Raw genomic sequence first — 25,865 nt, 5'->3', positions numbered from 1 at the left:
CAGCCATTTCGGGAATTGCCCGCAGGAGCGGCTCTTTCGACTAATTGAACCGACTGTTAGGGTGTAAACATTTGTCCCAGTAGTCGATGATCGAGCGTAACTGTTCTTTTAAGCCTATGAAGGTTTTCTCTTTTTTAAAGTACCCCTGGATAGTCATTCTGTACGCCGTATTGACCAGCCCCTGATCGGCGGCCGTGGTTAAAAAAATGAAGGGAATGCATTTTAACTTCAGGTATTCATTCAAATCGATAAGCTGGCGAAGTTCGATACCGTTCATGGCTGGCATGTTGACATCGCTTAGAATCACCAGCGGAGCTTCCGGAGTGCTGATCAAATACGTTATTGCATCGACGCCGTTGCTAAAGAAAACGACTGGGTTTAGAATGGCTAAACTTTTAATGGCTTCCTGAATAAACAGCTGATCATCTTCATCATCTTCAATCACCAAAATGGGCGCTTTGCTGGTCATAGAATATAGGTCAAACGTACGTACGGTTGGGCTTGCTGGCAGCGACAGCCAGCAATAGATACAGGCAGTGTACAGACCACAAATATACCAAAATATAGGCAGGTTGAATACCTACTGCCTGACGGCCACCAGGCAGGAAAATACTCCCCTCAGCATAGCCAATCCGAGGCATGGCGTGTGCTCAGACCAGTTCACGGAAATCTGACTGGCTCCTACCGGCTAAAGGGAGCTCTTGAGCGAGTCGACGATCAGGCGTAACTGCTCCGCCATAACACAGCTCAAACGGAGCCCAGGCGAACAGCCGCAACGCTTGCCGTTCCGGCTACAAATCGTCTTTTAATAAACATACGTTTCAACCGTGAGTTAATTAATGGTAGCTACTACCAGAGCCACACTAGCTGCAATTAATGATGCGACCTCCCGAACCGCCTGATGAAATCAACAGGCTACAAGCCTTACGAAGTTATGAGATTTTAGACTCCCTGCCCGAGACCGACTATGATCATATTACCATCCTGGCGGCTCAAATCTGTCAGACTCCTATCTCGCTCATTAGCCTAGTCGATGAAAACCGGCAATGGTTTAAGTCTTCCCAGGGACTTGCCCTTGCGGAAACTCCCCGTCAGTTTTCTTTCTGCGCTCATGCCATCCTCAATCCGAACCAGCCTTTGCTGGTGCCCGATACCCGGCAGGATGAACGCTTCGCCGGTAATCCATTTGTGACGGGTGAGCCCCATGTCGTGTTTTACGCTGGTATACCGCTGGTCGATGCGGACGGTTTTGCCTTAGGCTCCCTGTGTGTTCTCGATGACAGACCCAGGCAGCTGAGCGAGTCTCAACTGAAGGCCTTACAAACCCTGACCAACCAGGTTGTCAATCTGTTGGCTTTACGAAAAACAAACAAAGCGCTTCAACTGAGCGAACAGCGGAATCGAATGCTGATGGCTGACCTGGAAGAGCAGGTTCAGGCGCGCACGCAGGCTCTCAAACTAGCTAACGATGAACTTCATAAAGCCAATGCGTCTTTGACAAAGGCGAATGACACCCTGCAGCAGTTTGCCTCGGTAGCGTCTCATGACTTACAGGAACCGCTGCGAAAGATTCAATCGTTTGGCCACTTGTTACAAAACCAGTATGCCGACCAGCTGGGAGAAGGCCGTACTTATCTGGATCGGATGCAAGCCGCGGCCACTCGTATGTCAGGCCTGATTCGGGATTTGCTGAGCTATTCGCGAATAGCCGCCCTGCATGACCGTCGTCAGCTGATTTCCCTCTCAGCAGTCGTTCAGACGGTACTGACGGATTTAGAGCTGATGATTGCTGAAACGGGCGCGACTATCGAGGTCGACGCCTTACCGGAAGTTCTGGGCGATTCGATCCAGTTGGGTCAGCTCTTTCAGAATCTGCTCAATAACGCCCTCAAATTCAGCCGGGCAGGTACCGCTAAGACCCCACATATTCAGATTCGGGTTCAGACGCTTCTGGCGAAAGACTTACCCGCCCCGGTAAAGCCTTCGCTTTCGGCCTCACTTTACTACCGGATCGATGTGATCGATAATGGCATCGGCTTTGAGCAGAAACATGCCGACCGCATCTTTCAGGTCTTTCAGCGGCTACACGGTAAGAATGAGTTTGCGGGCACGGGCATCGGTCTGGCCATCTGCGAGAAAGTGGCATTCAATCATGGAGGGGCGATCAGAGCGACCAGCCAGCCCGGTAAAGGGGCTACTTTTAGCGTTTATTTACCCAACTAGCCTGCATACGCCCATTTTTTAGTACATACCACGCCTGGTAACGCCAAGCTCGATGCAAGGAACAGGAAACGGGACAACGAACTCGTGAACGGGATACAAGCTGGGAGCTTATGCCCACAACATTGGGTAAAAAAGTCTCCGCTTATCCAGGGCAACGGCGCGTGCCACCCAGCTATACTTCTGATTATCAGTATTTTTTCACCTGATTCATGAGTTGGCATGATTTGCGCATAAGATATGGCAGACGGGCATTTATCTTCAGTTGTTCGCTGTCTTAGAGCAGCTTTACCATAGATCGATTTCGTTTCACTCAACGTTTAGAAAAACAGGAAATTAGAAAGCCCGGTATTGAACCGGGCTTTTATTTTAGCCTTCCGTTGAACACCAGGCCCCTAAACGAATACTTCTCCTCGTTATCGACGCTGTTTCGATCGATAAGCGCCCGTTCTAACGGTCCGTTTCGTCAGCAGCCAGGTCCTCTTCCGACAAGTTGCTTGCCGGGCGTGCGGAGGCATCGCCTGCTGTTCCTCTCGAAGCCACCTCACTCCCGACAGGGCCAGCTCCTGAGTCCGACGTACCACCGAGCGTGTTGCCCACGTCGTCGCCATCGTCGTCCAGATCGCGTTCCATGCCCGTTCCACTCGTTCCATTGACGACGCCGAGGTTAGTACTGCCACTGTTCCCCATGGTTTCTTCCCCGGCCCCGCGGCTGTCGGTATCCGGTGCCAGCATTCGGTTATTCATATTCATGTCCGTGTCGTTTTGTTGAATCATCCAGCCACGTCTGTAGGAACGATGGCTTATAAGATTTATAACTTCTGATGAGTCGAGTGGTTCGGGATCAGGTGAAAAGCAAGGCTATGGACCGAAAGAATCACAAACCATTCCGATCGGTCAGGCGCCGGTGACTTCTCCGAAAAGGGCATTCCAGTCCCGAACGAAGCGATCCAGTCCAAAGCGGGTGAGGGCCAGTTGGCGGGCATTATCGCCCATGCGCCGGGCTTCGTCGGGCTTATTCAGCAACCACTGCATGCCCTCCGCCAACCGACCCGGATCAGCCGAAACAAACCCATGAACCCCATTTTCGATGACTGTGGGCAGTTCGGTCGTCGCCAGGGCCACAATCGGCATGCCGATCGTCATGGCTTCGATCACGGCCAGCGGCAGGCTGCTGTAGCGCATGGGGCTAAACAGAAATCGGTATTCGGCGACCCGTTCGTGCAGGTATCGGTAATGAATCTCGCCGATGCCGCCAATCTCCGCCGATTTCATCCCCGCTACCGTCAGCGGCACCTGCTGACGCAGGGTTTCGAACAGATCGAATCCGGCCATTCGCCCCCGGCGCTGCAGTTCATTGACGACGATGATACCTTCCTGCCGATGGCCCTTGTAGCGGAGAGTCGGGTCGATAGCCACACTGTGTTCAATGACGCGTGTCGGCGTCCGGCCGGCATCCCACATCAGCTGGTTGTAATACGTAACGTGCACCAGCTTGACGGCCGGATCGTCGGCCGCAGGATGACGGGAATCGGTCGGGTGTGGCTCGGGGGTGTTGTGCTCGATGTAAATCGTGGGCAGTTGCCGCTGTTCGGCCGACAGAATCTCGAACCGGTCTGCCTGCAGGTTGCGGGATGTCTGGCAGATAACCAGATCCAGCTGGAGCGTACGAACTTCGTCTGCAGGAACCTCCCGCACATACGATGGCATGGTCGAGTCTTTACCGCGGCCAATGTAGCCTTCCGGCTGATCGGGTTTGGTAGGTAAGTACCAGTTGTGATCGGTCTGGGTCAATGCCGTCAGATAGGCCCCGTGGATGTGCCAGATGAGAATATTTAATCGTTGCATACAAATTGCGTGGTAAATGGGGGATGATGGTTTGTCAGACCGTAATTATAAATAGTCATCTATGGTCACTATGCGTCATTTATAGTCATTCGTAGTTATTGATGGTCATTCCTGCTCCGGTTTTCAGCAACCAATTCGGTTACTGACATAATGACAATTACTGGCTATAAATGACCTCGAATGGCCGTCAATTTCCGTTCCCTGACAGCCAGTCTAACCGTACCTTGGGAACGACTGTTTCCAGACGTTTCTTTTTTTAGCGGCATCGTAAGCCGAGACCCCATTACCTCATTAATCGAACATAAACGCTTTGTCATGTGAGCCACAGCTAACCTTCATTTCGCGGCTACAGTTACGAATGAGACTATAGGAGATACTCCCGCCTATGGTTCGAATTCTATGAATCAACGGCTAGCGCTCATTTCCGAACACGCTTCTCCACTGGCTGCCATTGGCGGGGTGGATGCCGGCGGGCAGAACATTGCTGTGGCCGAACTGGCCAGTGGGCTCGCCCGACTAGGGTATAGCGTGGATGTTTTTACGCGGTGTTCGTCGGAAGCCGAGCCCGAAACGATCCAATGGCAGCCCCACGTTCGGGTCATTCATGTACCCGCCGGGCCACGGCAGTATCTGCCCAAAGAAAGTCTGCTTCCCTACATGGATGAATTTGCGGAGAACATGTGCCAGTTCATTCGCCGGCAGGCTACTCCATACCGAATTATCCATGCTCACTTTTTCATGTCGGGGCTGGTGGCGCGTAAGCTGAAGCAGCAACTCCGTCTGCCGTTTGTCATCACCTTTCACGCGCTGGGTCTGGTCCGACGAATCTGCCAGGGAGCCAGCGACGGGTTTCCCGACGAACGGATTGCTCTTGAACGACAGATCATCCGGGAAGCCGACAGTGTCATTGCCTTATGCCCACAGGACAGCAGCGACCTGATCACGCTCTACGGCGCGGAGCCCGCTCGTACGACCCTGATTCCCAACGGGTATAATCCCACTATGTTTTACCCGATCGAACAGGACGTTGCCCGGCAACAGCTGGGGCTCGACCCGCATCGGCCTACGATTCTGCAACTTGGCCGGCTGGTCCCCCGCAAAGGCATCGATACGGTCATCCAGGCGCTGGCTGTTTTACACCAGAAACACACGGTCGACGCTCAATTGCTGATCGTAGGGGGCGAATCGCGCTGCCCGGACCCGGCGCTGACCCCTGAAATTGGCCGGCTCCGACAACTGGCCGACGATCTGGGCGTTGGCCCGCAGGTAACGTTTACGGGGAGCCGGGAGCGGGAGGAGTTGCGGTATTATTACAGCGCGGCCGACACCTTCGTGACTACGCCCTGGTACGAACCGTTTGGCATCACCCCACTGGAGGCCATGGCCTGCGGAACTCCCGTCATCGGCTCGGCGGTCGGGGGTATCAAACACACGGTGCTGGCCAACAAGACGGGCTTTCTGGTACCGGCCAAAGACCCGGTGGCGCTGGCCGACAGGCTGGCCATTCTGCTGACGTATAAAACGTTGCGTCAGCGATTCAGCCGGGCCGCGATTCAGCACGTACGGAACGGATACACCTGGGAGCACGTCGCCCGCCAAACGGCCGACCTGTATGATTTGGTGGTCAGCGGCCGAATTCATTCGGGCATCTGGCTGGGGGCTGCCCACCAACAGCAGCCAGCGCTCACCCAACTCGGAAAGTCGTATGAATAAGGCGGTGTTCTGGGATAAAGATGGTACGCTCATCCCCGATATCCCCTATAACGTAGACCCGGCCAGCATCCGTCTTTATGAGGATGCCGGTAGCAACCTGTTTCGATTGCGGGAAGCGGGTTTTCTGCTGATCGTCGTTTCGAACCAGGCCGGAGTCGCGCTGGGGCGCTTCCCGAAGAAAGCCCTGGCGAACGTCTGGCACCGGCTGACGGAACTCCTTACGCCCTTTGGGGCCGCACCGAACGGCTATTACTATTGTCCGCATCACCCCAACGGGTGCCGCAAAGCCTACAGTCAACCGTGCCGTTGCCGAAAACCACAACCGGGGTTGCTGCTACAGGCCGCCCGGGAGCACGACATCGACCTGGGCGCGTCGTGGATGGTAGGCGACATTCTCAACGACGTAGAAGCCGGCAACCGCGCCGGATGCCGAACGGTCCTCCTCGACCGGGGCAACGAAACCGAATGGCTCATCGACGCCCATCGCCTGCCCACGACACGGGCAACCAGCATCCGGCAGGCGGTCGATTATATCCTGCAACAGACAATGACGATTACACCCCGAAACCACCTGGTGGCGGTATGACGAACCTAAACTACTGGCCCGATGGCCTGCGCATTCTTTGCGTTCGCCTGGACAACATGGGCGATGTACTGATGACCACCCCCGCCTTCCGGGCTCTGAAAACCACCTGGCCGGGTTGCCACCTGACTCTGCTGACGTCGTCGGTGGGAGCCGCCATCGGCGAGTGCCTTCCCGATATCGATCAGGTGATCCGGTACGATGTACCCTGGGTGCAGAGCCAGGCTGGCTACCGGGAAAGCTGGCTACCGATGGTCCAGCGGTTAAGCCGTGAAGGCTTCGATGCCGCCATCGTATTTACGGTTCAGAGTCAGAATCCCCTGCCGACAGCCATGCTGTGCTACCTGGCCGGCATTCCGCGGATTCTGGGGTATTGCCGGGAAAATCCGTATCAGCTGATGACCGACTGGGTACCCGATCCGGAGGTGCTGGTGGCCACCCGCCACGAAGTGGAGCGCCAGCTGGCGCTGGTACAAACCATCGGCTGCCAAACCGACAACCGGCACCTGTCGCTGCACGTCCCGGAAACGGACAAGTCCTGGGTCAGCCAGCGGTTGCTGGAAGCAGGGCTCAACCCCGACCGCCCCTGGCTGGTGCTTCATCCGGGTGCCAGCGAAACCCGGCGGCAGTATCCGGCGCAGGACTTTGCCAGCGCGGCCCAGCGGCTGGTTCAGGAGCTGGACTACCAGCTCGTTCTGACCGGCAGTGCCGCCGAACAGCCGCTAACCGGGCTCATCCAGCACGAACTGAACGGCCGGGGAATCGATCTGGCCGGTCAGCTGACGATCCGGCAGTTAAGCGGGCTGATTGCTCAGGCTCCACTGCTCATCGCCAACAACACGGGCCCGGTGCACCTGGCCGCGGCAGTCGGTACGCCGGTGGTCGTGCTGTATGCCAAAACCAACCCGCAACATACGCCCTGGCTCGTACCCAGCCGGGTACTGTACTTCGACGTGCCGGCCGGCAATCGGTCGCGGAACGTCCTCTTACAACAATTTCCGGAGGGCATTCCGGCCAACGCTTCCCCGGAAGCTCTGGTGCAGGCCGTCTGCGAACTGACGGTCGATTTACCGCAGTCTTATCAACCCGTAATCGCGTAAAAAAACTATATGTATACCTTAGGAATCAATGCGGCTTTTCACGACCCGGCTGCCACGCTGGTCAAAGATGGTATCGTGCTGGCAGCGGCCGAAGAAGAGCGTTTCACCCACATCAAACACGGGAAGCGGCCCATCCCTTTTTCGACCTACGAACTACCGTATAATGCCATCGACTTCTGCCTGAAAACGGCGGGGATTCAGTTGACCGACGTCGACCATATTGCGTATTCGTTCGATCCGGGTCTGCTGCTGGGCGATCAGCAGAGCCAGCCAACGGTTGCCATCCCGTTGCAGTTCGTCGGAAACGGGTCGGTCGATCCGGCGTTGGCTAACTGGCTGAATCCATACGATGGGCTGTTTCTGTCCAGTATCCTGAATGCCCCGGGGCACCTGGTGGATGGCGTACCGCTACACCTGGCCGGCCGGTTTTCGGGAGCCACGGCTCAGGGACCGTATCAGTGGCATTTTGTGAATCACCACGTGGCACACGCGGCCAGCGCTTTTTTGCCCAGCCCGTATCAGCGGGCGGCAGTGATGGTGCTGGACGGGCGGGGTGAACAAGCGACGACCAGCTACTGGCTGGGCGAAGACAACCACTTGGTCGAGCTGGGCGAAGTTCACTTGCCGCACTCGCTGGGATTGATGTATGAGCAGATGACGACCTATCTGGGTTTTCTGCATTCGTCCGATGAATATAAAGTTATGGCGCTGGCTTCGTACGGTCAGCCGGTCTACGCCGATTATTTCCGGCAGCGGATCAAGCTCACTGGCCGGGGGGGGTATACCATAGCCCCGCTCGAACTGGAAGAAACCTTCGGTCCCGCCCGCAAAAAAGGCGGACCACTTGACCAGTTTCATTTCGACCTGGCCCATTCGGTTCAGGCGGTGATGGAAGAAACCGTACTGGCGCTCTGCCGCTGGCTGCAGCAGCAAACCCAGACCGATTCGCTGTGCCTGGCCGGTGGGGTGGCGCTCAACTGCGTCATGAACGCCCGGCTGCGCGATCAGGGACCTTTCCGCAACGTCTGGGTGCAGCCCGCAGCCGGGGATGCCGGCACGGCGCTGGGGGCCGCCATGTGGATCGATGCCCAGCAGCGGTCGATGGCGGTCGATTCGCTCAATGGCCGTAGCGAACGCCGGTATCAGATGGAGCATGCCTATCTGGGTCCCGGCTTCAGCGACGACGAAATCGAGTCGTTTCTGCGCTGGTCCAAACTCCCCTATCGTCGGCTGACCGACGTCTCGCGTGAAGTGGCAGCTTACCTGGCCGACGGACACATCATTGGCTGGTTTCAGCACCGGATGGAATTCGGGCCGCGGGCGTTAGGCGCTCGTTCGATCATCGCCCCGCCTTTCCCGGCCGAGATGCAGGCCCGGCTCAACGACCTGAAAGACCGCGAAGAGTTTCGGCCGGTAGCTCCGGCGGTACTGGAAGAAGCCGCCGATACGTATTTCCTGAACGCCCGCCAGTCGCCGTTCATGCTGTTCGTCAACGACGTTCGCCCGGAAATGATCGACACCATACCGGCCGTCACGCATACGGATGGCACGGCGCGTATCCAGACCGTCAATGAGCAGCAGAACGGTCCTTATTATCAGCTCATCAAGGCGTTCGACGAACTGACGGGAGTGCCGGTGCTGGTCAATACCTCGTTCAACACCCGCGGGGAGCCCGTCGTCTGTACTCCGCGCGACGCCATCGAATCGTTCTGGACATCCCCACTGGATGCGCTGGTAATCGGTTCGTTTTTCCTCGAAAAGGTCCCGGCGTCTGCGCCAACCTCCAATTCGAGTCAGTTAGAGCAAAGTCTGGTTGTCTCTTAACCCCAACCGATCCGTATGAACCCCGTTATCACCGTTGTCATTCCTACCTACCGACGCCTGGCACTCCTGCGAAACTGCCTGCAGGCACTCGCGCGCCAGCAACTCCCGACCGGAGTTACGGTGGAGATACTGGTTGTCAGCGACGAGCCGGACTACGCCGTGCACGACCTGACGCATGAGGTGAGCCGACAGACGGGCCTATCCATACGGTGCCTCCTCCAGAAGCAGCGTATGGGACCCGCAGCCGCCCGCAACCGCGGCTGGCGGGCGGCCAATAGCCCGTTTGTCGCCTTTACCGATGATGACTGCCTGCCGCAGCCGACCTGGCTGAAGGCTGGTCTGAGCCGGCTACAGCAAGGCGCTCAGGTGCTGACCGGACGGGTGCAGATGCCCCCGTTGGAGACACCTACGCACTACGAACGAACGGCAGCTTTACTCGAAACGGCCGAATTCGTTACGGCAAATCTATTCTGCGCCCGCTCGGCGCTGGTGCAGGTGGGTGGCTTCGATGAACAGTTCGACAGCGCCTGGCGCGAAGACAGCGACTTGCAGTTCAAGCTGCTGGAAGCCGGTATGTCGATCGAAAGGTGTCCGGAAGCGGTGGTGATTCACCCGATCCGGCCAGCGCCCTGGTACGCCAGCCTGCGCGATGAGCGCAAAAATCGCTACGATGCGTTGCTCTACAAACGGCACCCGAAACTCTTCCGGGAGCGGATACCAGCCTACCGGTCCATCGTGATGCGGTATTACGGTTCTGTGCTGGGCCTGCTGATAAGCCTGCTGGCGCTGGCATCGGGGCATACAGCACTGGCCCTGGCCGGCCTGGGGCTATGGGCGGTGCTGACGGGCTGGCTGATCCGGGAGCGGCTACCCAACCGGGCCGTAACCTGGTCTTCGCTGAAACAGGCTGTTCTGACAAGTCTGGCCACTCCATTTTTGTCGGTCTACTGGCGTCTGTACGGTGCGTTCACGTATAAAACCTGGTACTGGTAACCCTTACTCTGTCAATCATTATGGATAAACTCACCCAGGCGCTGGGGTACAGCCCGCGATCGATTGCAGTTTTCCGGGCTATCAAGCTGGGGGATCTGCTCTGCGCCGTACCTGCCTTCCGGGCGTTACGCCGGGCCTTCCCCGAGGCTCACATCGCCCTGATCAGCCTGCCCTGGGCCCGCGAATTTGTCGATTACTATCCGCAGTACGTCGACGAATTCATTGCCTTTCCGGGCTGGCCGGGTTTACCCGAGCAGCCGCTGCAACCGGTTCCGTCGGTCCGGTTTCTGCACCAGATGCAGGATCGGCAGTGGGATGTTGTGCTGCAACTTCAGGGCAATGGCACCCTGGTCAATGCGATGCTCGCCCTGTTCGACGCCAAACGGCTGGCCGGTTACTACTTACCCAACCAACGATCGGAAGGGTGGGCAGTTGAGACCGGTTTTTTTCAGCCGTATCCGGCCGACATGCACGAGGTACTCCGGCATGTTCAATTGATGGATTTTCTGGGCATCCCTCCGCAGGGAAATGAACTGGAGTTTGCCCCAACTGAAACCGATCGGCAGGCCGCCCATACCCTGCTCGACGAAGCCGGTGTACGTTTCCATCCGTTTGTGTGTCTGCATGCCGGGGGAATTTCCGGTCGGCGCTGGCCGGAAAACCAGTTTGCCGCAGTCGCCGACGCGCTGGCCGACCAGGGATATGTGGTGGTGTTTACCGGAACGGCGGGTGAACGAGGGATCACCGAAGCCGTTCGGGCCGTTATGACCAGGCCGGCCGTGTCGATTGTCGGACAGACGAGTCTTGGGCGGCTGGGTGCCGTGCTGAAGGAGACGGCGCTGCTGGTCAGCAACGACACGGGCGTTGCGCATCTGGCCATTGCCTGTCAGACGCCCAGCGTGGTGATTTACACCTCGGCGGACCCAGCCGAATGGGGACCTCTGGACCGAAACCGCCACCGCGTGGTGCTCGACCGTTCGCCAAACTGCGTGGAACAGGTCGTAGCCGAAGCCATCGATTTGCTTGTTACCGATTGGGCAGGTACCGTTTAGCCCCGAAATACGAAGGTAACCGTTAACCAACCTGATCCGCCAGTTGGCGGATCAGGTTCATCAGTAGACAACTTATGAGCGTTATTAAGCCTGCTCTCCAATACCCCGACCGAATCAATTACTTTTCGGGGGCCAATAATTACTGCTGGATTTATTTCCGGGACGGCGAAAAAAAGCTGCTGGCCAAACCGATCAGCTACCTGGAACGCCAGTTGCCGGGTTTCATACGTGTCCATAAAACCGTTCTGGTGAACCCGGCATATATTAAGAATCTGCACGAGCCCCCCCGAAAAAAAATGGGAGGACAGGTGTCGCTGGATAGCGGAGAAGTCTTTCCCGTTAGCCGCCGACGCTGGGCTCAGGTTGTCGAATTGGTTCAGCACCACCAGGGTGAATTTGCCGGGCCGGCTGAACCCGCCGACCGGATGGCCAATCCTTCGGTACTGCCTATCAAGCAACCGCCCCGCCCGATCCTGCCTTCGATTCTGCTCATCATCGACGATGCCCGAAACGCGCTGCTGGCCGAACAGCTGATCCGAAAAAAATGGCCTGCCTATCAGTTCCAGACTGTTTCCCAGAGTGATTTCCTGTCGGATATGCTGAAGCAGTCGCCGGTGTCGGAGCATCCAACCCTGATTTTGCTGGACGCCCGCACGGCTACCCTGGAGCGACTGCGGACTCTTACCCGGCTGAAAGCCGATAAGTACCTTCGGCATATACCGGTGGTGCTGTTGGTACTGCCGACCGACGCGTCCATCATTACGGGCTATCAGCAGCGGGCCAACTCCGTGATCGCCCTGTCGACGGACAATCGGTTTTTTGGTCAGACCATCGAGCGCATTTGTCAGTTCTGGCTTCGCATGGCTGCCTTACCGGGTTAAGTACGGCTAAGCTACCGCTCGTTGGTTTACAGGCCGATATCGAAAAATTCGATCACCGAAATGATGCTTTCGGGAATGAATCTGGTGTGCCCGTCTACAACGCTAAAAAGGCCATCCGCTTCCCTGACCGCAAAGCAATGGCGGCCCCGGCAAATTGAAAAAGCCAGAATACAAGCGTCAGAAATTTTTTTATTAATTCTTTGACAATCAATTATTTGCAAATAAAAATAAGGCTGCTACTCAGAATTATAACCGCTCAGAAACTGTTCTATAACCGAGTCCTATTTCCGACAATTCGTTTTTGATGCGCACACAACAACTCGTTATCGATCCGTCTTTTGAGTCCCTACCCTCGCCTGCCAGCCGTGTCTGGATGCCCAAGTGGGTTTTGTTTACGCCCGATGCGCTGGAGCAGCCTTTTGGCCAGCATATCCATTCACGCATCCAGCAGCTGGGTCTGCCCGTCGAGGTGCTTAAATCGAATCGGCTGACGGGGCTGCGGGGTTCGACGGAGCGCGAAACCTACCGAAACGCGAAAAACACCCTGGCCGTTGTCAACGCCCCACCGAGTGCGCTTCGGTTACAGCCCACGCCCCCGTCGGCCGACTGGCAGATGAACCTGGCCGAAGGATGCCCCGCGCATTGTCAGTACTGCTACCTGGCGGGTAGTTTATCGGGCCCTCCGGTTACGCGTGTGTTTGCCAACTTACCCCAGTTGCTGGCCAACACGGCCACCTACGAGCAGCCGGGGCGCCTGACGACCTTCGAAGTGAGCTGCTACACGGATGTGATCGGCATCGAACACCTGACCGGCAGTTTAGCCGAGTGTATCACTTATTTTGGTAACCGCTCCGACGCCCAACTGCGCTTCGTTACTAAATACGACCAGGTCGACTCCCTGCTGCGCCTGCCCCATAACGGGCGCACCCGAGCCCGCGTGAGTCTGAATACCGAATTGATTACCCGCCGTCTCGAAGGCGGTACGGCTTCGCTGGAAGCGCGGCTGCAGGCCCTTCGTCAGCTGGCGTTGCCAGTCGAACAAGGCGGGGGTGGCTATCCGGTAGGGGTTGTGCTGGCCCCCATCATGCCGGTTGTCGACTGGCAGGACCAGTACACCAGCCTGCTGGACCGGCTGGCGGCTACCCTTGATTTTCCGTGTGACCTGACGGTTGAGTTCATTACCCATCGGTTCACGCCGGGCAGCAAAGCCGTACTGACGGAGTGGTATCCCAATACCAGCCTGGATATGGATGAGGCCAGCCGCTCAACGAAACGCAACAAATTTGGGGGTGTCAAGTACGTCTATACGCCCCAGAACATGCAGGCCTTGCGTTCGTTTCTGTACAGTGCCTGGCGCGAGCGCTTTCCGGAAGCACCGATTCTGTACTGGACCTGACCGGTAGCGCTGATCGGTGTTACGCCAGTTTGATGTTAGCCTCTGTAAATCGGGGAATCAGCCGCTGCAATAACTCGCTTTTCAGACTGGCCTCGGCATACACGTTCTTTATCCATATCGTAACGCTCAACTCCGCAGTATCGGCACCGACCGCCGTGACCAGGATTTCGGGCGTCATGGACTCCACGGAGCCGTCGAGCTGGCTGACTTCATCGGTGATAAGCTGCCGGACGGCGGCCAGGTCGGCACTCAGGCCTACTTTCAGGGGAAAGGTCGTTTTCAGGTACGAATCGTTGGAGGTCCAGTTGACCAGCCGGTTCGACAGCAGATCGCTATTGGGAATGATCACTTCCGACCCTTGCCCGGTAATCATCTTACTGGACCGAATGCCGATGTCCCGGATACGCCCTTTCTTGTCGGCCAGCTCGACGTAATCGCCGATCTGAAAGGGGCGTTCAAAAATAAGGATGATACCCGACACAAAATTGCTGACGATGTTCTGCATGCCTAAGCCGATGCCAACGCTGAGCGCACCGAGTACGACGGTGAATTTGTCGACCGAGATACCGGAAGCAGCCACAGCCAGCAGTACCCCAGCAATGACGATCACCAGCCGCAACAAAACCAACACCGAACTCAGGTGATCGACCTGGCCAACTTCACCCGGCAGCTGGCTTTCGCCGAAGAGCAGCCCGATATTTTTCTGCAACAGGCTCGACAGATAGATGATGATGGCGAACGACAGTACATTGCTCAGGGTAAACGTCACACTGCCAAAGGATCGGGGTCGGGTAAGAATCTGGTAGAGGAAATTCCAGACGCTGTCGGCAACGCCCAGGTTGATAAAAAAAACGATCAGCCACAACACCACGGCTACGAAGGCCAGCCCTTTTTTAAACGACCGCTGGGTGTGAGCGATATTTACCCGCGAAAACAGGCCTTTCGAGTAAGCGCTTATTTTGATCTGAAGCTCAAGGGCTTCCAGCACAATACCGATAAAAACGCCCAGCCCCGTAATCTGCACCAGGCTGATGGCTGCGGTGATGCTAAACACTTTAGCCAGACTGACCCGTCCGAACAGATTCAGCACGATCGCCAGCCCCTGAAGCAACAGCGAAAGTTTGATGATCGGCCGGACAATCCGGTTACTGATGGGTTTTCGCTTCAGGAGTTCCGAGAATCCAACGCCAAAATAAAGTAGCCCCAGGTTCAGCGCGATGAGCCAGATCCGCATGATCAGCGAATCGCCGATGAGCGCACTGGTCAGCAGCAACAGGCAATACAACACCCCGTTCGATACCCACAGCCACAGGTCCGATTTCGAGAAAAGCGCCCACAGATGCAGCGTCAGCACCGCAAACAGCAGCACCTGTGTGATCTCGATGTACAGGGAGGGCGATTGTGGCTCGAACAGGGGAGTCAGGGTCAATAGCACGATCAGCGACGCTACAATCGGCGACGGTCGTAGGTTCTCCCACCGAACTGGCCCGATCTGTTTGCCCAGGGCGGGTCGGCGGATTCGCCGGAAATTGCGGTATACCCAGATGAAAAAAGCGCCGGTAAGCAGCAGCAACAGAAACCGGTTATCCCAGGTAGAGACGAAGAAGTAGCTCAGAATTTTATCCTGCCCCTGGTAGCTCGACGAAAAAATGGCTTTTATTCGGGTCAGGTCGAAGGTGACCGGAGCTTCCCACAGAAACGGCGACTCTTTTTGCAGTATACTGGCATTGTTTTTCTGCAAACGCTCGTTGATACTGATCTGCAGATTACTGATATTCAGATAGGTGCCCGATACATCGGCCAGCAACCGGCTGACCGTATCCAGTTGCGCGGTGGTCCGGACGCCCGCGTCCTGCAACTGAAGTTTGAGACTAACCAGTTGATCGGCATAGAGTTTTTTTTCGGTCGTATCGTTTCCGGCCACCGTTAGCAGCGAGTCGTTACTCAGGGCCAGTACCTCTTCGAGCTGGTTCTGCAGGTCGTTGTTGGCTTTGGAAAGCTGAGTCCGCCAGTCGGTCAGCTTTTTCTGGGCATCGTTCAGAATCAGGCCGTAATTCGAAAGGGTTTTGGCATCGATCGTTTTCCGGTGCGTCTGCACATCCCTGGCTACGGGAGCTACGTTGCTTTTGACATCGGCCAGTTCTGTCCGAATGCGTGTGGTACCGTATCCTTTCTTGCCCGACGCTTTTATGTCGGTGATGACCGACTGGGCTCGCTGAATTTTGAACAGCAGCGTATCCGGAATGCTCAGCCCCGAGGATTTACCGGCTACATTAACCGTAGAATCCTGCGCCACTGACGGCGTCGCGAATGCCAGACCGAGTACTAGCAGCAGAAAGAAACAACATGAACGAATCATGCAACGCTGAAGAGGACGTTTTATATGGATCATAGGATAACAAACGGACCACTCAGTCAGGTGGGTCTGCTTATCCAGTCCGCTACCGGGTTGAGTCGTCTGCCCAGTATTAACCCCAAACGGCGCCCGATTGCTTTTTCTACAGCTAAATCTTGTCGTAATCCTCTGAACGTCTTCGAATAAATTTCTGCGCATTTCGTGCGGCTACGGTCCCCGGCACGGTTTCGAAGGCCCAGAGGGCTTACGCATTCACGAGTTCGAAGGCTCGCCGAAGAAGCACAGGGTGGATTACTGGGCTTGTATAGACACGGTTTGCTACCGCCAAAAGAAATACATTTCACTAGTTAGTCTATTAAAAGAAAAAATATCAATAATTAATGAATAAAATGTTACCGTTTTAGTGACTAAAGAATTTTAATCTCTATATTTAGCGCATGTTAACTATTTAATATGGAAAAGGTTAGACGTAATCGGGCCGCTACTGTCGAACGAATTCTGGGGGCTTTGGAAAAAATCCTGAACGAGGACGGACTGGCGGGTGTAAGCATCAACGCCGTAGCCGATCAGGCAGGGGTAAGCAAAGTATTGATCTACCGCTATTTCGGCGGACTGGATCACTTGCTGGAGCATTACGTCGAAACGAATGGCCTGCTTCCGCATTACACCACTGCCTGGCTCGAACAGATCCGACCGGCCCAACCCCGCGACCTGGCTACGGTCTGGTCGGCGCATACGCTGCAGCTTTTTCGACAGTTTCGCGGTTCGCGGGCGGCCCGGGAATTAATCAAGGCGACCGTTAACGAGCATGACGCCCTGGCCAAATCGGTTAGCAAGGGGCTGGATGCCGAACTGACGAATCTCGTCAATCAACTGGCCTTTATCAAGGGAGGTGACCACGAAGCAACGTCGGCCGTGATTCTGGGAGCCCTCTCCTACCTGATCATCCAGGCGCAGCTGGATCACAAAGTGATTGGTCTCGATCTGCGCAGTGAAGAAGACTGGCAGCGGATCGAAGCGGCCGTCAACCTGATCTACAAAGCTCTGAACCGGGTCGCCATCGAGTCGCCCGACATCCAGCTAGCCGTCAAATCGGCCACTGCTACGGCCAACCGGTGGTAGTAGTGCACTGATATGCCCAACTGATATCACTTGAATTGTAAAAAACTTAGCGTTTTCCTGACCAGCAACTGCATCCCGGTGGCCCGACCAGCCCTCTGATCGGGCCACCGGGGCATAGTCATAGCCCTCGATTGAAATTTTCAATGGCTTCAACCGGGTTAGCCAGATAGGCAGCACGTTGGCCAGCCGTGTCGCCAACATATACTTCATACTGATCGGCTTCGATTGCTTTAACCGTTGCTTCGGCCACGGCGAGGGGAGGCATCCCATGCTGCTGGCCACCCATGTCTTTTGTAGCCTCTGTGTCGACCAGGGAGGGCATAACTTCGAATACTTTGATGGCTGTATTCTCCGCTAATCCGAGTCGAAGAGCTACCGTATGCGAATGCAGAGCCGCTTTCGAATCGGAATAAGTCGGCAAAACGACCAGGGGATGAAAACTGGCATTGGAGGTGATGTTGACAATAGCGGCCTCCGGCTGTTGCCTGAGTACGGGTAGCAACTTTTCGGTTAGTAGAATGGGGCCGAAATAATTCACGCCAAATTCTTCTACTGCTTTGGTGTACGCATCGGCTCCCTCGCCCAATTTGTACAAATTCGCGACCCCCGCGTTGTTAACCAGCACGCTGAGTGCTGGGTAGTCCTTTTTGACCTGGGTCACCAGCCACTCGATGTCCGCTTCCTGCGTGATATCGCACACCAGGGCAGCCACACCAAGGGCTTTTCCGGCATTACTGATTTTTTCGGGATTTCGTCCGACAAGGATTACCTCGTTCCCCATCTCTTTCAACTGTTTGGCAATGGCATATCCAATGCCCGACCCAGCACCGGTAACCAGTGCGGTTTTGTTCGTAAGGTTCATGATGATTTTGTTAGTAGTGGTCTCGACGGATCATACCTCTTGTTGGCGTATCGCCACTCAAGGGCCTGTACTTACGACACCGTTTGGTTTGAATTGAATTTACCATTAACTTTACTTGCAAATTGCAAGTTTGCAAAGATATAACTATCCACTTGCAAGTTGCAAGTATTTTTCTTGCTAACTTTTTATGAGAGACATCAAACCACGATCGGGCTGCCCGCTGAGCTATACCCTCGACTTCTTTGGCGATAAGTGGTCGCTGCTGATTTTACGGGACATGGCACTGAACAATAAATCGACCTACGGCGAATTCCTGAACTCCGCGGAGAAAATCGCGACCAATATCCTGGCCGACCGGTTGAATATGCTGGAGACGTATGGTTTCGTGACCAGGCAGGTAGCCGCTGATAAGAAATCGAAGGTTATCTACAGCCTGACCGAAAAAGGTATTTCTCTGGTACCGGTTATTCTGGAAATCGGCCTTTGGGGGTCGAAATACAACCCACCGGGGCTGGCTCCGCAGTTGCTCGCTGCCCTGGAGCAGGATAAGGCAGGGACCATCGACAGCATTCAGCAGAAGCTGAGACGCCAGGAATAACCGGCTGTATTTTCTACTCATTCGCTCTATGATACATCCACTGGATAACCCGGTTTGGTCGGCCCTGACCTCCGGAAATCAACAATTCGCGCTGGGCAATCAGCTGGCCAAATATTATAATCCCCAAATCGCCTTGTTTGTAGCAGTGGCCGAACATACGCGGGCGCACTTTGAAGCCCTGTGGGATACGATTCCTCATGACCAGACGGTGGCTCTTTTCACGAACGAGCAGCAGCTCGACCCTTCGCCCTGGGTAATCGTCAACCGCGTCGATGGCTACCAGATGCTGTTCGAAGGAGCGACTCCGGAACCACAACCCGAGCTTGTCCCATTGACCGAAGCCGACATTCCCCAGATGCTGGCCCTGACCCAGCTGAGTCCGCCGGGTCCTTTTCTGGCCCGGACGATCGACCTGGGCGGGTATGAAGGCATTTTTGTCGAGGATCGCTTAGTCGCGATGGCAGGTCGCCGGTTCGATAGCGGCACGCACGTGGAAATCAGTGCGGTCTGTACGCATCCCGATCATACCGGAAAAGGGTACGCCCGGCGGTTGATCGACAGCCAGCTTTGGCAGCTACGGGCCGCAGGCAAAATTCCGTACCTCCACGTTCGGACGGATAATTCCCGCGCTCACGGCATTTATGAACGCATGGGCTTCGTGACCCGGTCGAAAATGATCATTTACATCTTACGAAAACGTTGATCTTTGGTTGTAGCGGGGCGGGGTCAGCGCACTTACCCACCGGTTTTCTGTACGGCTCAGGAGCAGCCCCGTTCGGCCTGACGGTTATGGAACTTCCGACCAGGAACGGCGGGGCACGCCAGGCCGGGAATATGGATGATCTGAACGGACAGGGGCGTGAAAGTCGATTTGAATTCTTTAACTTTGGTCATGACAAATCAGCAGACACGTTCGGTTTCGGAGTTCAACACGGAGCTCAAGCTAAAAGGCTTCAATGTGTTCCAGATCGAGCAGGACAGCCAGGCAACTCGTATCTACAGCCGAAAAGATTTCTATAAAATCTGCCTCACTACCGGCCAAAGTATCATCCACTATGCCGACAAGAGCTTTGCGCACAACGATACGGTATTGTTCTTCGGCAATCCACACGTTCCGTATTCCTGGGAAACGATCTCGACTACGTACGTGGGTTATACCTGCCTTTTTTCTGAGGAGTTCCTGAAACTATCGGACCGGTCGGAGAGTCTGCAGCATTCCCCATTATTCAAGCTTAGCGGCACCCCTGTTTTTACGATCAGTGCCCAGCAGCGGGAGTTTCTGAACACGATCTTTCAGAAAATGATCGAGGAGCAGCAAACGAAGTATGCCTACAAAGATGAGCTGATTCGCAACTACATCCACCTGATCATTCACGAAGCGCTGAAACTGGAACCCTCCCAGCACGTTGACCAGCATAAGAATGCGGCCTCCCGGATTACTTCCGTCTTTCTCGAACTCCTGGAACGGCAGTTTCCCATCGAGACCATCGATCGGCCGCTGCAGCTGACCACCGCCCAGCACTACGCCAGAAACCTCAACGTCCATGTCAACTACCTGAACCGGGCCGTCAACGAGATAACCGGCAAATCGACCACGACTCACATTGCCGAGCGGGTGCTAGCCGAAGCCAAAGCCCTTTTGCAGCATACCGACTGGAACATTTCCGACATTGCCTACGCGCTGGGCTTCGAGTATCCATCCTATTTCAACAACTTCTTCAAAAAGCTCACCGGCACCAACCCACGGGCCTTCCGCCTGGCGGAGGTTTGAAAAGTATAAGTATCGGTTTGAATACTTTTACCGCCCCCGCTGTTCCCGGCCATACCTTTGCCTGTCAGTATACAAACCGACACAGCACGTTATGATGGCAGCGAACGGGTATGCCGCCCACATTATGATCGTCGGCCGCAAAAGCATGGCGGGGCCCAGCATCGCCGAAACGCAGGAAATACGTTACTTCTGCGCTGAAAAAAGCATCGTTTCCGGCATTGACATGATCAGCACACCGGCTATGCGGCAGGCGTACGACCACCTGGTACAAGAGGATGTCAACCATTGGTTTGGCATCGACATGGCGACGCTGTAACGGAACCAACTCCACCCTGCCCATGAAACGCTTACAACCAGGCTACCTCCCACTTCTGCTGTTTATAATAGGCATTATGGCTTGTAAATCAGCCAATGAACTGGCTCCCGACCCGGCCGAACCCGCAACGAATGACAATAGCCAGCCCGACCCAATGAAAAATCGGCTACTTATCCGAATCGGTTCCCGGCTGTTCACGGCAACGCTCCTGAACAATGCCACTGTAGCGGAGTTTAAAACTCGTTTGCCGCTGACCGTCTCGATGAGCGAACTGAACGGCAACGAGAAACTATACCGTTTTCAGAACAAGCTGACGGCCAGGGCGTCGAACCCCGGAACCATCGACACGGGCGATCTGATGTTGTATGGGTCCGATACGCTGGTGCTGTTTTATCAGCGCTTTCCTACTCCCTACAGCTATACCCGGCTGGGAAAGATCGATGACCCGACTGGCCTGGCGACGGCAGTGGGAACGGGCAGCATATCGGTCACCTTCGAACTGGAGTGATTGGCTGCGTTTAACTCCCTTAAAGGCTTTTAACCATTAAAAAAACTGGCGTTATGGCTGAGCATAAACACAATGAGGACGAGTCAGCGGCTCCGTACGCAGCCCGCCGTATTTTCCTAAAGCAGTCGTCGGCGCTGGCGGCCTGGGCCATAACCCCGCCAGCCGCTCTAACCGCCATCGACAACGGACTGGATGAAAAAGTAGCCGCGGCTGTTGAACAGATGCCGCTTCAGGTCGATATTAACGGAACCGCGCATCGACTGTCGATCGAGCCGCGCGTCACGCTCCTCGACCTGTTGCGCGAACAACTCCACCTGACCGGCACCAAGAAAGGCTGCGACCACGGCCAGTGCGGAGCCTGCACAGTCCACGTGGATGGGCAGCGGGTAAACGCGTGCCTGACCCTGGCCATGACCACCGAAGGCAGCAAAGTGACCACCATCGAAGGCTTAACACAGGGCGACAGCAGTGCGACGGCCCAGCTCCATCCCATGCAGGAAGCGTTTATCAAACATGATGGTTTTCAGTGCGGATACTGCACACCCGGACAGATCATGTCTGCCGTCGCCTGCATTCGGGAAGGCCATGCCAACAGTCCCGACCAGATCCGGGAGTACATGAGCGGCAATATCTGCCGGTGTGGCGCTTACGCCAACATTGTGAATGCAATTATGGACGTCAAACAATCCGGAGTCAACGTATGAATTCGTTTCAATATACACGGGTAACGACCCCTAAAGCCGCGATAGCAGCTCTGGGGCAGGAAAGCGGCACGTATTTTCTGGCTGGCGGCACCAACCTGGTAGATCTCATGAAGCGGGAAGTGATCATCCCCCAGCGGCTGATCGACATCAACCGGTTGCCGCTGGCGACGATCGAAAAAACGGCAACCGGTCTACGAATTGGGGCCATGGCCAAAAACTCGGCGGTGGCTGAACACGAACTGGTGAAGAAGCATTTTCCTCTGCTGTCGATGGCGCTGAATGCCGGAGCGTCGGCCCAGCTGCGCAACATGGCGACCGTAGGCGGGAACATGATGCAGCGTACCCGCTGTGCGTATTTCTACGATCCGTCGATGCCCTGCAATAAGCGCATCCCCGTACAGGCGGGTGGTGTGGCATATCGACCCGACAAAGGGCAGCCCAACGGGTCTTCGGGCTGCGGAGCCATCGGCGGGGCTAACCGGATGCACGCCATTTTCGGAACCAGTCCGAAATGCATTGCGGTTCATCCCAGCGATATGTGCATTGCATTGGCCGCGCTGGATGCGACGGTGAACGTGTCGGGCCCAAAGGGCGACCGTACCATTCCGTTCCGCGAGTTTCACCGGCTACCCGGCGATACGCCCCAGCAGGACAACACCCTGCGCCCGGGCGAGCTGATTCTGTCGGTGGATGTGCCATCGAACGACTTTGCCGCTCATTCGCACTACCTCAAAGTACGTGACCGGGCGTCGTATGCGTTTGCGCTGGTGTCGGTCGGGGTGGGTCTGACGATGAAAAAAGAGACTATTGCCGACGTCCGGCTGGCAATGGGTGGGGTGGCTCACAAACCCTGGCGCTTAACCGAAGTCGAAGACTTTCTGAAGGGCAAACCCGCCACCGACGCCACCTTCCGGCAAGCGGCTACCCTGGCCATGAAGGGTGCCAAAGGCTATGGCGAGAACGATTTCAAGCTCACACTGGCGCCCAACGCCCTCATCGACGCGCTTAAAACTGCCACCAAAACCGCCTGATCATGACTTCGAACCCAAAAAACCCACCCATCGACCGAATCGATGGACGCATGAAAGTGACCGGTGGCGCGAAGTACTTCGCGGATTTCGAACTGCCGAATATGGCTTATTGCGTGCTGGTCGGCAGCGAGATTGGCCGGGGTTCCATCGCTCGTCTGGATACCCAGAAAGCCAGAAGCGCCCCGGGTGTACTGGGCGTGTTTACGCACCAGAACATGCCGCCTATTCCGGGTTGGGATGCGCCCGTGGGCGATAAAGCCGACGGCCCCCCGCCCAAACCGGATACTGTTGAGAAATACCGGATCCTGAGCAGTCCCAACATTCTCTTCGACGGGCAACCCATCGCCATCGTGGTGGCCGACAGCTATGAGCGGGCTACCTACGCGGCCTCGCTGGTCAAAGCAACTTATACCCGACAGTCGGCCCGGACCGACCTGACGAAGCACATCGCCGAAGGAGTTGCACCCAAAGGAGCGGAGGGAGGTAATTACTCGCGGGGAAAAGCCGATGCCTACCAGACCGCACCCGTCAGGCTGGAAGCCAGCTACACGCTTCCCATCGAGGTACATAACCCGATGGAGCTGCACGGGATTCTGGCCCACTGGACGGGCGAAGATACGCTGATGATCTACGCCAAAACGCAGGGTGTTAATGCTACCCAGCAGGCGATGGCGCAGGCGTTCAAGCTCGACCCAAAGAAGATCCGGGTGCATACCGAATTCATGGGGGGCGGGTTCGGCATGGGGCTGCGGACCTGGCCGCAGGAAACGGCGGTGGTGGCCATAGCCCGGAAAATTGGTCGGCCGCTGAAGCTGGTGGTGACTCGTCAGCAGATGTTTACCCTGGTGGGGCACCGACCCTATACGGTGCAGACCATTCAGATGGGAGCCGACTCGACGGGTAAGCTGATCGGCATTGCGCACGCGGCTACGGCCGAAACGGCCAGCTACGAAGACTTTACGGAAGCGACTGTCAACATGACCAAGTTTATGTACGACTGCCCGAACGTGAGTACTCGCTACCGCATCGTACGGCTCGACCGGAGCGTACCCATCTGGATGCGCGGGCCGGGCGAAGCGACGGGTGCGTTTGCTCTCGAATCGGCGATGGACGAAATGGCTCATACATTAGGGCTTGACCCCATCGATTTTCGCCTGCGCAACTACACCGAAACCGACCCCGAACACAACCGTCCCTATTCGAGCAAACACCTGAAAGAAGCGTACCAGAAAGGCGCCGATGCCATCGGCTGGAGTCATCGAAAATCCGAACCCGGCAGCGTGCGCGAAGGCGACTGGCTGGTGGGTTACGGTATGAGCACCGGCGTGTTCAACGCCTTTCGGTGGGAAGCCAGCGCCCGGGCGCTCCTGAAAGCCGACGGTTCGCTCACCGTGCAGAGTGCCGTTACTGATATTGGACCGGGCACCGGAACGGCCCTGACAATGATTGCCCACAACGTGCTGGGTATACCGCTCAACCGCATCAAGGTCGAGTACGGCGATACATCCCTGCCGAAAGCGCCCACGCAGGGCGGTTCGGCTATTGTCTCGGCGGTGGGTTCGGCGGTGTACGATGTCTGCACCTCGATCAAAAACGAACTGATCGCCCTGGCCACTCAAGATGGTAGGCCGTTGGCCGGACGAAAAGCCGATGAACTGATAGTGGCCGATGGCCTGCTGTCGGTCGGACAGGAACCGGGCAAGAAAGTGGCCGTCGCCGAGCTGATGCGCATGGCCAACCGAACGGTGATCGACAAAAGTGGCGATTCCAAAGGCGGGCCGGACTTACAGAAGTACTCCATGTATTCGTTTTCGGTGCATTTCGTTCAGGTACGGGTCCATCCGCTGACGGGCGTGGTGCGCGTCGCCAGGGCGGTGAGCGTGGCCGATTCGGGGCGGATTGTGAGCCCCAAAACGGCGGCCAGCCAGATGATCGGCGGTGTCACCGGTGGTATCGGCATGGCTCTGACCGAAGAAGCCGTGATCGACCACCGGTTTGGCCGGTTCGTCAACAACAACCTGGCTGATTACCACGTGCCGGTTCATGCCGACGTGCCCGCCATCGAAACGATTTTCATCGACAAGCCCGATCCTCACATCAACCCGATGGGAGCCAAAGGCATGGGCGAAATCGCGCTGATCGGTTTTGCCGGAGCGGTGGCCAATGCGGTGTTCAACGCTACCGGAAAACGCATCCGTGAACTGCCCATAACACCTGACAAGCTGATGGGCTTACAGACCTGACAATAAAGCTAACTGACCCTGTAGGGCCTAGGTTGCTGCTTCGGACGGCACTCATGAGCATCAACGCCCGAAGCAGAAGCTTCGGCCCTACCCGAAACCTGACCCGCAGGTAGTACAGAAACCCGTACTCAATTCATCCTGTACTCCTGGCAAAAAATCGACACTATGCCTACTGATCGAGGCTCACACGACATTTTTAGCCGATTACAAGCCGGTGAACCACTGCATCCGGATGATCCGGGGTCGGCCCAGTTTCAGGAAGCCGTTGCGCGAACCATCCGCCTGTGCGTCGAGATGAACGCCACTGCTACCGACGTCAATCAGGTACGGGCGCGGTTAAGCGACATCATCGGCACGACGATCGACGCGTCGACGACGATCTTTCCGCCGTTCTACACCAACTTTGGCCGGTTTACCCGGCTGGGCAAACGGGTGTTTATCAATCATGCCTGTTCGTTCCTGGATATTGGCGGTATCACCATCGAAGACGACGTGAAGATCGGCCCACGGGTGAATCTGACTACCGAAAACCATCCACTGGATCCCAGCGAACGCAAAACCCTGCTTATCAAACCAATCTTGATTGGCCGAAACGCCTGGATTGGCGCGGGGGCCACCCTCTTACCCGGTGTTACGGTTGGCGAGAACGCCGTTGTGGCGGCTGGCGCGGTGGTGAGTCGGGATGTTCCGCCCAACACGGTAGTGGCCGGGGTACCGGCGAAGGTAGTAAAGACACTTTAACTC

The 25,865-nt window shown here is 56.2% G+C and carries 25 protein-coding genes; 19 read left to right on the top strand and 6 right to left on the bottom strand.

The genetic code is table 11. The annotated features are described in order from the left end of the window. Positions 1–40 precede the first annotated feature (40 nt). A complete protein-coding gene (locus ACYVC2_RS24525; RefSeq protein ID WP_461106740.1) occupies positions 41–469 on the bottom strand; it encodes a response regulator in 429 nt (142 codons plus the stop codon). Positions 470–876: 407 nt separating this feature from the next. On the opposite strand from ACYVC2_RS24525, the gene ACYVC2_RS24520 reads away from it, so the two are divergent. Continuing rightward, complete coding sequence (locus tag ACYVC2_RS24520; RefSeq protein WP_461106738.1) at positions 877–2,223, top strand: sensor histidine kinase; 1,347 nt, start codon at positions 877–879, stop codon at positions 2,221–2,223. A 447-nt stretch (positions 2,224–2,670) separates the two neighbouring features. On the opposite strand, the gene ACYVC2_RS24515 is transcribed toward ACYVC2_RS24520, so the two are convergent. Beyond that, the gene (locus tag ACYVC2_RS24515; RefSeq protein WP_461106736.1) at positions 2,671–2,997 is read right to left on the bottom strand and encodes a hypothetical protein; all 327 of its coding nucleotides are present in this window, start codon (positions 2,995–2,997) and stop codon (positions 2,671–2,673) included. A 120-nt stretch (positions 2,998–3,117) separates the two neighbouring features. Then, positions 3,118–4,068 (bottom strand): glycosyltransferase family 4 protein, encoded by a 951-nt coding sequence (locus tag ACYVC2_RS24510; RefSeq protein ID WP_461106734.1) that lies wholly within the window; start codon positions 4,066–4,068, stop codon positions 3,118–3,120. A gap of 399 nt (positions 4,069–4,467) precedes the next feature. On the opposite strand from ACYVC2_RS24510, the gene ACYVC2_RS24505 reads away from it, so the two are divergent. The 8 genes from ACYVC2_RS24505 to ACYVC2_RS24470 all read left to right on the top strand — a co-directional run bounded on the left by ACYVC2_RS24505 (position 4,468) and on the right by ACYVC2_RS24470 (position 13,610). Beyond that, entirely contained in the window at positions 4,468–5,781 is a 1,314-nt protein-coding gene (locus ACYVC2_RS24505; protein ID WP_461106732.1) for a glycosyltransferase family 4 protein, read from the top strand. Continuing rightward, complete coding sequence (locus ACYVC2_RS24500; protein ID WP_461106730.1) at positions 5,774–6,367, top strand: D-glycero-alpha-D-manno-heptose-1,7-bisphosphate 7-phosphatase; 594 nt, start codon at positions 5,774–5,776, stop codon at positions 6,365–6,367. Before ACYVC2_RS24505 ends, ACYVC2_RS24500 begins: the two co-directional genes overlap by 8 nt. Then, entirely contained in the window at positions 6,364–7,464 is a 1,101-nt protein-coding gene (gene waaF / locus ACYVC2_RS24495; protein ID WP_461106728.1) for a lipopolysaccharide heptosyltransferase II, read from the top strand. Before ACYVC2_RS24500 ends, waaF begins: the two co-directional genes overlap by 4 nt. A 9-nt stretch (positions 7,465–7,473) precedes the next feature. Continuing rightward, positions 7,474–9,288 carry a carbamoyltransferase family protein gene (locus ACYVC2_RS24490; RefSeq protein WP_461106726.1) on the top strand — a complete coding sequence of 605 codons (1,815 nt, stop codon included), beginning with the start codon at positions 7,474–7,476 and terminating at the stop codon, positions 9,286–9,288. A gap of 15 nt (positions 9,289–9,303) precedes the next feature. Further along, positions 9,304–10,281: a glycosyltransferase family 2 protein gene (locus tag ACYVC2_RS24485; RefSeq protein WP_461106724.1), complete on the top strand. Its 978-nt coding sequence runs from the start codon at positions 9,304–9,306 to the stop codon at positions 10,279–10,281. A 20-nt stretch (positions 10,282–10,301) separates the two neighbouring features. Beyond that, positions 10,302–11,333, top strand: coding sequence for a glycosyltransferase family 9 protein (locus ACYVC2_RS24480; protein WP_461106722.1), 1,032 nt, complete (start codon positions 10,302–10,304; stop codon positions 11,331–11,333). 74 nt (positions 11,334–11,407) lie between these two features. Then, complete coding sequence (locus tag ACYVC2_RS24475; protein WP_461106720.1) at positions 11,408–12,214, top strand: response regulator transcription factor; 807 nt, start codon at positions 11,408–11,410, stop codon at positions 12,212–12,214. Positions 12,215–12,518: 304 nt separating this feature from the next. Next, positions 12,519–13,610, top strand: a complete 1,092-nt coding sequence (locus ACYVC2_RS24470; RefSeq protein WP_461106718.1) for a spore photoproduct lyase family protein — start codon at positions 12,519–12,521, stop codon at positions 13,608–13,610. 19 nt (positions 13,611–13,629) lie between these two features. Here ACYVC2_RS24470 and ACYVC2_RS24465 read toward each other — a convergent pair whose 3' ends face one another. Continuing rightward, positions 13,630–15,969, bottom strand: a complete 2,340-nt coding sequence (locus ACYVC2_RS24465) for a mechanosensitive ion channel family protein (protein ID WP_461106716.1) — start codon at positions 15,967–15,969, stop codon at positions 13,630–13,632. Between the two features lie 450 nt (positions 15,970–16,419). Between ACYVC2_RS24465 and ACYVC2_RS24460 the strand changes: the two genes are divergently transcribed. Next, positions 16,420–17,088, top strand: a complete 669-nt coding sequence (locus ACYVC2_RS24460) for a TetR/AcrR family transcriptional regulator (RefSeq protein WP_461106713.1) — start codon at positions 16,420–16,422, stop codon at positions 17,086–17,088. A 118-nt stretch (positions 17,089–17,206) separates the two neighbouring features. On the opposite strand, the gene ACYVC2_RS24455 is transcribed toward ACYVC2_RS24460, so the two are convergent. Then, positions 17,207–17,950 (bottom strand): SDR family oxidoreductase, encoded by a 744-nt coding sequence (locus ACYVC2_RS24455; RefSeq protein WP_461106711.1) that lies wholly within the window; start codon positions 17,948–17,950, stop codon positions 17,207–17,209. Positions 17,951–18,137: 187 nt separating this feature from the next. On the opposite strand from ACYVC2_RS24455, the gene ACYVC2_RS24450 reads away from it, so the two are divergent. Together ACYVC2_RS24450 and ACYVC2_RS24445 are read left to right on the top strand one after the other, a co-directional pair. Then, positions 18,138–18,548 (top strand): winged helix-turn-helix transcriptional regulator, encoded by a 411-nt coding sequence (locus tag ACYVC2_RS24450; protein WP_461106709.1) that lies wholly within the window; start codon positions 18,138–18,140, stop codon positions 18,546–18,548. Positions 18,549–18,576: 28 nt separating this feature from the next. After that, on the top strand, positions 18,577–19,251 hold the full coding sequence (locus ACYVC2_RS24445) for a GNAT family N-acetyltransferase (RefSeq protein ID WP_461106707.1): 675 nt from the start codon (positions 18,577–18,579) through the stop codon (positions 19,249–19,251). 56 nt (positions 19,252–19,307) lie between these two features. On the opposite strand, the gene ACYVC2_RS24440 is transcribed toward ACYVC2_RS24445, so the two are convergent. After that, the gene (locus ACYVC2_RS24440; protein ID WP_461106705.1) at positions 19,308–19,442 is read right to left on the bottom strand and encodes a hypothetical protein; all 135 of its coding nucleotides are present in this window, start codon (positions 19,440–19,442) and stop codon (positions 19,308–19,310) included. Between ACYVC2_RS24440 and ACYVC2_RS24435 the strand changes: the two genes are divergently transcribed. The 7 genes from ACYVC2_RS24435 (at position 19,441) to ACYVC2_RS24405 (ending at position 25,862) form a co-directional block, all read left to right on the top strand. Further along, on the top strand, positions 19,441–20,319 hold the full coding sequence (locus ACYVC2_RS24435; RefSeq protein ID WP_461106703.1) for a helix-turn-helix domain-containing protein: 879 nt from the start codon (positions 19,441–19,443) through the stop codon (positions 20,317–20,319). The two genes, ACYVC2_RS24440 and ACYVC2_RS24435, sit on opposite strands and share 2 nt — an antisense overlap. A 91-nt stretch (positions 20,320–20,410) precedes the next feature. Continuing rightward, positions 20,411–20,635 (top strand): hypothetical protein, encoded by a 225-nt coding sequence (locus tag ACYVC2_RS24430; RefSeq protein ID WP_461106701.1) that lies wholly within the window; start codon positions 20,411–20,413, stop codon positions 20,633–20,635. Between the two features lie 22 nt (positions 20,636–20,657). Further along, on the top strand, positions 20,658–21,143 hold the full coding sequence (locus ACYVC2_RS24425; protein ID WP_461106699.1) for a cyclophilin-like fold protein: 486 nt from the start codon (positions 20,658–20,660) through the stop codon (positions 21,141–21,143). Between the two features lie 53 nt (positions 21,144–21,196). Continuing rightward, positions 21,197–21,847: a (2Fe-2S)-binding protein gene (locus ACYVC2_RS24420; protein ID WP_461106696.1), complete on the top strand. Its 651-nt coding sequence runs from the start codon at positions 21,197–21,199 to the stop codon at positions 21,845–21,847. Next, positions 21,844–22,878: an FAD binding domain-containing protein gene (locus ACYVC2_RS24415; protein WP_461106694.1), complete on the top strand. Its 1,035-nt coding sequence runs from the start codon at positions 21,844–21,846 to the stop codon at positions 22,876–22,878. Before ACYVC2_RS24420 ends, ACYVC2_RS24415 begins: the two co-directional genes overlap by 4 nt. A gap of 2 nt (positions 22,879–22,880) precedes the next feature. Then, positions 22,881–25,121, top strand: a complete 2,241-nt coding sequence (locus tag ACYVC2_RS24410; RefSeq protein ID WP_461106692.1) for a xanthine dehydrogenase family protein molybdopterin-binding subunit — start codon at positions 22,881–22,883, stop codon at positions 25,119–25,121. Between the two features lie 165 nt (positions 25,122–25,286). Beyond that, complete coding sequence (locus ACYVC2_RS24405; RefSeq protein ID WP_461106688.1) at positions 25,287–25,862, top strand: DapH/DapD/GlmU-related protein; 576 nt, start codon at positions 25,287–25,289, stop codon at positions 25,860–25,862. Positions 25,863–25,865 lie beyond the last annotated feature (3 nt).

The organism is Spirosoma koreense, assembly GCF_054777875.1.
This window is presented reverse-complemented; position numbering and strand designations above follow the sequence as displayed.